Genomic DNA, 8828 nt, shown 5'->3' with positions numbered 1-8828 from the left:
CTGGAAAAGTCGGAAGTGCGCGGCAAGGCGCCGGTCTGACGTCGACCTTTGCGCGAGTGGGTCCACTCTGAAGTGTATCGATCTTCAGGCCAGCACACCTGAATATCGTTGCGCGTCAGGAGAAGATCAGCCTGCCTTGCTTGTCGGCGATCCTGACGGCGGTCAGGCGTCCGCTCTGGAAGGCGGCCGTGTCGATGCCGAGCCGGCGCCCTTCGAGCTTCGGGACATCCACCGGCGTATGCCCGTGCACCACCCAGCGGTCGAGCAGGTGCGTTGCCTCGAAGAAGTCCGAACGGATGTTGATCAGGTCATGGTCGGTTTGCGCCGCAAGGTCGACGCCGGGCCTGATGCCGGCGTGGACAAACACGAACTTCCGCGAACGGACCATGATCGGCAGCCCGCGCAGGAAGCTGACGTGATCGTCCGGAATGATCTCCCTTATGCGCCGGTCGATCTGCGCGCTGCTCCCGTAGAGGCTGGTGAGGCGCGCCGGATCGATGCCATAGGAAAACAGGGTTTGCAGGCCGCCCGTCGCCAGCCAGGGTTCGCGGGACAGATTTCCGTCGAGATAGTTCAGCATTGCCACTTCGTGGTTGCCCGCAAGACAAATGCGCTGAAATCCTTTCGGCGGCGGCGCCAGGAGGTGATCGAGCACCCGCGCCGACTGAAACCCCCGGTCGATGTAGTCGCCAAGCATGACGATGATCTTGCGGCTCTGGAAGCGCAGCGAATCGAGCAGGATCTTCTGCTCCAGCGCGCGGAGTTCCTTGTAGCAGCCATGCACGTCGCCGATCGCATAGACGACAGCGTCCTGCATATCGATATCGAGGCGCGGACGCGCCGCGATGCGGGGTTTTCGCTGGAACAGGGTCACGTGCCGGGCGTCTCGAGGCAAGCTCTCATGCCGAAGGCATAAGTGCCTGTTATCATGCCCGAAACGAAGAATTCCGCAATCGTGGAAAATGCAGCTGCGCCGGGTCGGCACCGCCAATGCATGTCGCTCGGAAGTGAGCTCCGTTTTGGGAGAGCGATCCGTGGAACAAAGGCCTGGGGTGGGCCTGAATCCGCTCAGGCGCGACATGCTTTAGGTCGGCGGCCGGGCCGGTCTGCCGGACCGTCGTCAGGCTGCCTTAAGCCGATAACGGAAAACGGTATGGTCGAGCAGCAGCCGGATGCGTGGTTCGGCCTCGGTCGCCACTAGCCAGCTTGCCGCGATCATCGTCGCGCCGACGACCGCCATCGAGAACAGATGCGGCAGACCGGCGCGGACCAGGATGCCGAGCAGGGCCGCGCCGACGACATCGTGCAGCAGGTAGAGCGGATAGGTCATCAGCCCGATCCGGCGCCAGCCGCTCCAGGAGAGGTCGAGCCGCAGCGACCACGCCATCAGCGCGATGCCTATGAGGAAGATGAGGATCGGCGGGGCGAAGGGCATATCACGCCCGACCTTCAGGATATGAACGTCGACCGAACTGGCGATCTGCAGCACACCACCGGCCAGGAACAGGGCGCAGAAGGCTAGGCGGGCGGCTGTCACCGCCTTGAAGCGCATCAGCCACAGCATGACGCCGGTGGCGAAGAACACGCCGTGATGCACCAGAAGCAGGTCGAGCGTGCGTGTTTCGGCAAGGTCGGCCCAGTCGAGCGGGCAGTAGAGGCACCAGAACAGCGCGCTGACCAGGCCGATGGCGAGCGCCACAATTTCCATTAGATGGAAGCGGCCGAGCCGCAGCAAGGTCCAGACGACGGCATAGAAGGCGATCTCGATGCCGAGCGTCCAGTAGACGCTGTCCACCCATGGCGCGTAAGGGGCGAACAGGCCGGTGCGGACGAGCCTGACGACGGCATCGGTCGGCCAGCTGAGGCCGACGATCAAAAGCACCGCCGCAGTGACCGGCGCACAGATCCACACGGCCGGCGCCAGCCGTTTCACCCTGGCTTCGAAAAACCGCAGGGGTGTCGACCTTTCGGCGCTGAAGGCGATGACGAAGCCGCTGATGACGAAGAAGATCTGGACGCCGACCCAGCCGGATTCGACCCAGGCGCCTATTGCCGGCTGCGGGGGAACGCCGCCCGTGGCGCGCGCCGAAACACCGTCAGGATACGCCCACACCCAGAAGCCATAGTGGTAGACCATGACCATGACGGCGGCGAGAAAGCGCAGGATGTCGACGCCGCCAAATGTAATCTTCTGCTGAGCCATGCGACCTTTGTCGATGGCCCCCCGCGAACGACTTTAGGGTGCATTGCTGCGTCGCACAATAAAAGTATTGCTTGCCGATCGAAAAGGTCGTCCGCGGCCCACCTTCAGTGGCTCAAAGGCCGATCCCACGTTCCTTCAGCGCCGCAGTGATCTCGTCGAGGATGACCGGATCGTCGATGGTTGCCGGCATGGCCCATTCCTCCTTGTCGGCGATCTTCTGCATGGTGCCGCGCAGGATCTTGCCCGATCGCGTCTTGGGCAGGCGCTTGATCGTCACCACCGTCTTGAAGGCGGCGACCGGGCCGATGCGTTCGCGCACCAGGCCGACCACCTCGTTCTCGATGGAGCCGATATCGCGGGTCACACCCGCATTCAGCACCACGAAGCCCAGCGGAACCTGGCCCTTCATGGCGTCGGCAATGCCGATGACCGCGCATTCGGCGACATCGGGATGGGCCGAAAGCACCTCTTCCATGGCGCCGGTTGACAGGCGGTGGCCGGCGACATTGATGATGTCATCGGTGCGGGCCATGACGTAGAGATAGCCGTCCTCGTCGACCATGCCGGCATCCGCCGTCTTGTAGAAGCCGGGGAACTCGTCGAGATAGGCTTGGCGGAACCGTTGATCGGCATTCCACAGCGTTGGCAGGCAGCCGGCCGGCAGCGGCAGTTTGATCACCACATTGCCCAGCGTGCCGCGCTTCACCTCATGGCCAGCATCGTCGAGCACGCGGATGTCGTAGCCGGGCATCGGCACGCCGGGCGAGCCGTATTTCACCGGCAGCAGGCCAAGGCCGGCGGGATTGATCGTCATCGGCGAGCCGGTCTCTGTCTGCCACCAATGGTCGACCACAGGCACATTCAGCTTCTGCTCCGCCCATTTGATGGTTTCCGGGTCGGCGCGCTCGCCGGCAAGAAACAGCGTGCGGAACTTCGAGAGGTCGTGTTTGGCAATGAACTCGCCCTTCGGGTCCTGCCCCTTGATGGCGCGGAATGCGGTCGGCGCGGTGAACAGCGCGACCACGCCATGCTCCGCTATCACCCGCCAGTAGGTGCCGGCATCGGGCGTGCCGACAGGCTTGCCCTCGAACAGGATGCTGGTGCAGCCATGCAGCAGCGGTCCGTAGACGATGTAGGAATGGCCGACCACCCAGCCGACATCGGATGCCGCCCAGAACACCTCGCCCGGCTTGACGCCGAACTCGTTTTCCATCGTCCATTTCAGTGCGACCATATGGCCGCCATTGTCGCGCACGATGCCCTTGGGCTGCCCGGTCGTGCCCGATGTGTAGATGATGTAGAGCGGATCGGTGGCAAGCACCGGCACGCAGTCGACATTGGCGCCCGCTGCCCGTTCGCGGGCGACGGCATCGGCGTAGTCGATGTCGAAATGCTCCTTCAACTCGCAGCGCAACTGGTCGCGCTGCAGGATCAGGCAGGCGTCCGGCTTGTGGCGGGAGATCTCGATCGCCTTGTCGAGCAACGGCTTGTAGGCAACGACGCGGCCTGGCTCCAGGCCACAGGATGCCGAAATGATCAGCTTCGGCCTGGCATCGTCGATGCGGGTGGCAAGCTCATGCGAGGCGAAGCCGCCGAAGACCACCGAATGCACCGCGCCGATGCGGGCGCAGGCGAGCATGGCGATGGCCGCCTCGGCCACCATCGGCATGTAGATGATGACGCGGTCACCCTTGCCGATGCCGCGGTTCTTCAGCACCGAAGTCAGCGCGACGACCTCGCGCTTCAGCTCGGCATAAGTGAACTTTTTCACGGTTCCGGCAATCGCACTGTCATGGATCAGCGCGATCTGGTCGGCGCGGCCGCCGGCGACGTGGCGGTCGATGGCATTGTAGCAGGTGTTGCAGGTGGCGCCGGTGAACCAGCGGCCATAGACACCGGCATTGGCGTCGAACACCTTGTCCCAGGGCGAATACCAGTCGATGGCGCCGGCCGCATCCGCCCAGAATTGTTCCGGATCGCGTTTCCAGCCTTCATAGACCTCGTGATAGCGTGAAGCCATCCATACCTCCCCGGGAAATGTTTTTCTTCCTTCCAGATAGCGCGCTCTACCCTTGGCCGCAAATCCACGCCATTGTGACGACGGCATCGACCTGGCGCTTGGGGGCAAGCAGTTATGAACTGCGAGACGGGACTGGGGTGGTGATGTCTGCTGCTGTGCGGATCATCGGGCGCTTTTCGCTATCATCGGTCATGGGCGCCGTACTTGCTATGTCCACCGGAACCGCTGAAGCCGGCGATGCCGCGGCACGGCACATCATCGGCTTTTCGCCGGATGGCGCTTATTTCGCCTTCGAGCAATATGGAACGCTCGACGCCGGCGCCTCGGACTCCGGCTGGTCTGAGATCGACGTCATCGATACCCGTACGGATCGGTTCGTTGGCGGTAAGCCGATCCTCGTCGTCGATGAGACGGAGGAGGCGACACTGACGCTGGAGCAGGCGAGGGCGCAGGCCGCCGCTCAGGCGGCGCCCATTCTCGCCCATTATGCAATCACATCCCCAGCCGAGCAGACAGCGTCCGACAAATTCACCTTTCCGGGTGAAATGGTTGCCTACAACGACATCTCCCGCCTCGAACAGGTGTCGCAGAAATGGCTGTCGCCGCTCCATGGCGAAACGGGCGTTTCGACCATCCAGCTCGACGAGATCCTGGCAGCCAGCACGAGCGATTGTTCGGCGAGTTTCGCAACGACGGAGCAGCGCGACACATCTGGCAAGGCACTCGGCTTCCGGCTGACGCTGCAAGGCCAGGACGGCAAGCCGTTCAAGATCCTGCACGAGGACAAGACCGTGCCGGGCTCAAGAAACTGCCCGACCTCCTACAGCCTGTCGGAATCCTACGAACTTACCCCGGCCGGCAAGCCGGCGGTGATCGTTGTGCTGGTGCAGCGTTTCAGCCAGGGTTTCGAGGGGCGCGATCGCCGCTTCCTCGCGGTGACCGGGGAGCCACGCTGAGAGGTCACGCCCAAGCGCTGGCAGCCGATCTGTCTGAAGGTTGTTTCTAGATCGGCAGGGCCACAAGCATGAGGCCAATGCCGCCAGCGATCAAAATGGCTGTCGCCAGCGCTTTTCTATGACGTTCGAAGCTCGTCGGAGCTCGCTCCCAATTGTAACGCATACGCTATCTCCCCAATACCCAGGCAGGTTTTACCTTACTTAGGGGAAGAAATGCAACGTCCGCTGCCGGCAGCCCGCTGTTTGTCACGTTTCATCGATAACTATTTCTGGGCCGAATGCGGCCGGGAAGACGCAACCGAGCAGGTTCTAACGCGACTGGCGCGGAGAATCTGTCAGCAAGGCCGTTGGTCCGTGCACCGGGCTCCCGTGATCGGCCGATAGACAGCGCTCCACCTCCGCGCTATCTGATTTCCGGGATGAGCATGGCTTGGAGGGGGCGTGGTGGAAATAGTCTCTGGAACCGTTCTGCGGCTGGCCGAGGATGCCTCGGTGCAGCATGTGGGCGATGGCGCAGTCGTGCTTTTGGCGCGCAGCGGCCAGCTCTATACATGCAACGGCACGACCGAAGCCTTTCTCGACAAGGTGGACGGCGCGCGCAACCTCGACCAGATCGTCGACCTGCTGTGCGAGGAGTTCGAGGTCGACAAGGGGACGCTCGATCAGGACATGGCGGCACTGGCCACGGATCTGATCTCGGAAGGTATCCTCGCCGCGCCAGGTGCTTGATGGCTGACGGCCCGCTCCTGCGCGCTCTTTTTCGCTGCCATCTCTGGGCGAGCGCGCGGCTGATGCCGGTCCTTGTCACCAACCGGAGCTTCGAGGAGGTGCTCAGATGGGCGCCGCTCGCCTCGTCGACGCCCTATCGCGGTCTGCCGTCCGCCTACATCGTCGAGAGCGTCAACCGCACGGTCCGCCACCCCTGGCTGATGCGTGACCGCAGGTGCTTGAGGGAAGGTCTGCTCGGTCATCGTTTCCTGCGACTAGCCGGCTTCGATCCGGACCTGCGCTTCGGCGTCGAACCGCAGTCGATGCAAGCGCAGCGTCTATCGGCGCATTGCTGGGTCTGCCTCGACGGCAAGCCGGTGGTCAGCGACAAGCTTCCCGGCATGGTCGAGATCTATCGTCATCATGCCGATGCCGTAAAGGCGCGTCCCGCTTGACCAGACCTTCAGCCTGCTATGGCCTCAACGGCCTGATCCTTGGCATATCGGCCGAGCGCTCCGAGCTGTGGCAGGATTTCGACCGGATGCTGGGCAGCCTGCGCATAGGGGAACCCGTCGCGCCGGACTTTCGTCTTGAGATCACCGAAACAGACACGCTGGACGAGACACCCAATGGATCCCTGGTCTTCGATGGCGAGGTGCCGGAGGATGGTCCCTGCCGGATGATCGAGGATGGCGGCATTGTCCATCTGGTCTTTCCCGGGCGCCAAACCGTTGCGATCAATGGTGGGGAAGGTTGGGCCGAACTCCGGATTAGCACCGGTACGAAAGCCGCCTGGACGCCGTCGATGTTGGTCCTGGATGCCGCGCTCGACGCCGGTGGCCAGCATATGCTGCATACGGCCGGGCTGACCTTGCCTGACCGCGATGCGGTGGTGCTGATCCACGCCCCGAGCGGCACCGGCAAGACCACGACGTCGCTGGCGCTGGCAACACAGGGCTTTGGCCTCTGCTCCGACGACGCCATGATCCTGAATGTCGCTTCGGGCAAGGTTGTAGCCTGGGGCTTGCCGCGCGCCGTCAAAATCCACCGGAAGACTGCCGAAATGATCCCGCAGGTGGCGCCATGCCTTGGCCAGACGTGGGATCGCAACGGCGAACAGCCGGTCTCGTTAGAACGGTTGGGCGGTATCATCCGGGTGGAAAACGCATCCGCCCGGCCGGTGGCGGCGCTTCTGCACCTGGCGCGTTCCGCCGACGGGCAGACCCGGCTCGTCGCCATGGCCAGGACCGACGCGATGGTGGCGCTGGCAGTCGACAATGTCCGCACCGGCATGACCGGGCTGCTGCCGATGCAGAAGCGCAGGCTGGCGACCATCGCCGGGCTGGTCAATGCGGTGCCGACCTTCCAGCTCGAAGTAGGCGCGCGCCCGGCTGACGCTGCGGCGCTGATCCGCGGCACCCTGGATTGACGTCAAGTCAGGCTACTTGCGGCCTGGCCTTGGCCAATCTCTGAATCCACCGGAAGGCGTCGCGGCGCAGGCGCGAGCCCAGTCTGTCCCTGGAATTGACGCCAAGCAGCGTATTCGTTGTGATCAGCCGCCTGGCCAGCCGTATGGAGAGGTCGGGCTTGATGCGGCCGGCGAGTTCGAGCGCGCGGCTCTCGTCGAACAGCTGGCCGGTCACATTGAGCACGATTGCCAACTCCAGTTCGATGCCGGTCATACGGGCAGCGTCGAACAGGCGTGCTTCCGCTTCGGGTGATTGCAGCGCCCGCACGCCTTGCAGCACGTCCACGCAAAGCTGCAGGCGGTGGAATTTGTGGCCGCCGGCGGCGTGCACGATGGCGATCGTTAGAAGAGCCGCCGGCGTGTCCGTGGCTTCGCCGTCGATGGCGCGCAATTCAGGGAAACCCAGCGACAGGCGCCGCCGCATGCCGGTGTCATGCACGAGGTCGCCATGCAGTTCGACCAGCAGGCTGGAATTCTCTTTTTCCAACCATTTGAATTCCTGCAATTCGTAGGATTCGGCCTCGTTGCTGCCAAGCTCGAAGCCGCATGCCGCGATCACCTGGTTTGCCCTGGCCAGATTGGCGGGTTCGACCAGGATGTCGATGTCGGTGAAGGGCCTGTCGGCGACGTTGCGGTAGAGCTTTCGCGCGAAGACGGGTCCCTTGACGATCCGCGCCGGAATATTGTCCGCCGCCAGTCCCTTCATGATGCGGTCGCCATGATACTTCAACAGCATCGACTGGCCGGTGGCGATCGTTGCCTTCTGGCGCAGATCCTCCAGCTTGCCGTGCAGGTCGGCATCCGCTGGCAGCCGCGCGTCCCCGCTGAGCTTGCGCAACATGATCGGCAGCACGCCGTGAAACTCGGCATTGTCGAGCAGCGCCGTCAGCGTCTTTGCCGACAAATCTTCGCCGCCTGCCGCCGCCTCGGGGTCAGCGAAGCGCAGCAAGAGTCTTTCTTGGGCGGAAGTAAGCGGTGGCAGCATCAACCCAGCTAGCATTGCGAGCAAGTCAGGAATGGTTGCAGAAAAGCCTAATGTAAGCCAGCTTTTACATGCCCCAGCGCAGCGCCGCAGTGTGTACCGGCGCGTCCCAGAATGCGGTCGTCTCGTCGTCGAGCATGGTCAGCGTGATCGAGCAGCCGGCCATATCGAGCGAGGTGACGTAGGAGCCGACCAGCGAACGGGTCACCGTCACGCCATGCTTCTCGAAGATTAGCCGTGCGCTGTTGTACATCAGATAGAGTTCCATCAGCGGCGTGCCGCCGAAGCCGTTGACGAACAGCAGCGCCGGGCCTTTCGCTTTGTCGCCGAGATCGCCGAGGATCGCGGCGCAAATCTCCTGCGCGATCGCATCGGCGCTTTTCAGCGCATCGCGCCGGCGGCCGGGCTCGCCATGGATGCCGACGCCGAACTCCATCTCGCCGTCGCCGATATCGAAAGTCGGCTTGCCCGCCGCCGGCACGGTGCAACTG

Annotated in this window: 9 protein-coding genes; 4 read left to right on the top strand and 5 right to left on the bottom strand. The window is 63.4% G+C overall.

Annotated elements, in window-relative coordinates; genetic code table 11:
• Positions 1–115: 115 nt before the first annotated feature.
• The 3 genes from EN879_RS14445 to EN879_RS14435 all read right to left on the bottom strand — a co-directional run bounded on the left by EN879_RS14445 (position 116) and on the right by EN879_RS14435 (position 4223).
• Positions 116–874, bottom strand: a complete 759-nt coding sequence (locus EN879_RS14445) for a metallophosphoesterase family protein (protein ID WP_013528097.1) — start codon at positions 872–874, stop codon at positions 116–118.
• 246 nt (positions 875–1120) lie between these two features.
• Complete coding sequence (locus EN879_RS14440) at positions 1121–2203, bottom strand: acyltransferase (RefSeq protein WP_063169889.1); 1083 nt, start codon at positions 2201–2203, stop codon at positions 1121–1123.
• Positions 2204–2315: 112 nt separating this feature from the next.
• Positions 2316–4223, bottom strand: coding sequence for a propionyl-CoA synthetase (locus EN879_RS14435; RefSeq protein ID WP_063169890.1), 1908 nt, complete (start codon positions 4221–4223; stop codon positions 2316–2318).
• Positions 4224–4432: 209 nt separating this feature from the next.
• On the opposite strand from EN879_RS14435, the gene EN879_RS14430 reads away from it, so the two are divergent.
• The 4 genes from EN879_RS14430 (at position 4433) to EN879_RS14415 (ending at position 7316) form a co-directional block, all read left to right on the top strand.
• Positions 4433–5179 (top strand): DUF2259 domain-containing protein, encoded by a 747-nt coding sequence (locus tag EN879_RS14430; protein ID WP_244514258.1) that lies wholly within the window; start codon positions 4433–4435, stop codon positions 5177–5179.
• A 441-nt stretch (positions 5180–5620) separates the two neighbouring features.
• Entirely contained in the window at positions 5621–5908 is a 288-nt protein-coding gene (locus EN879_RS14425; RefSeq protein ID WP_032898709.1) for a PqqD family protein, read from the top strand.
• Positions 5908–6342: a lasso peptide biosynthesis B2 protein gene (locus tag EN879_RS14420; protein ID WP_063169891.1), complete on the top strand. Its 435-nt coding sequence runs from the start codon at positions 5908–5910 to the stop codon at positions 6340–6342. The genes EN879_RS14425 and EN879_RS14420 overlap by 1 nt, the downstream gene beginning before the upstream one ends.
• On the top strand, positions 6339–7316 hold the full coding sequence (locus EN879_RS14415; protein WP_063169892.1) for a hypothetical protein: 978 nt from the start codon (positions 6339–6341) through the stop codon (positions 7314–7316). The genes EN879_RS14420 and EN879_RS14415 overlap by 4 nt, the downstream gene beginning before the upstream one ends.
• A 7-nt stretch (positions 7317–7323) precedes the next feature.
• Here the strand turns inward: EN879_RS14415 and EN879_RS14410 are convergent, their stop codons facing one another.
• Both EN879_RS14410 and EN879_RS14405 read right to left on the bottom strand, forming a co-directional pair.
• Complete coding sequence (locus EN879_RS14410; RefSeq protein WP_063169893.1) at positions 7324–8340, bottom strand: nucleotidyltransferase family protein; 1017 nt, start codon at positions 8338–8340, stop codon at positions 7324–7326.
• Between the two features lie 64 nt (positions 8341–8404).
• Positions 8405–8828: dihydroxyacetone kinase subunit DhaK (locus EN879_RS14405; RefSeq protein WP_206520950.1), on the bottom strand; the 424-nt coding region annotated here is incomplete at its 5' end.

The sequence above is a fragment of the Mesorhizobium sp. M7A.F.Ca.AU.002.02.1.1 genome (genome assembly GCF_003998535.1).
Taxonomy (GTDB): domain Bacteria; phylum Pseudomonadota; class Alphaproteobacteria; order Rhizobiales; family Rhizobiaceae; genus Mesorhizobium; species Mesorhizobium ciceri.
This window is presented reverse-complemented; position numbering and strand designations above follow the sequence as displayed.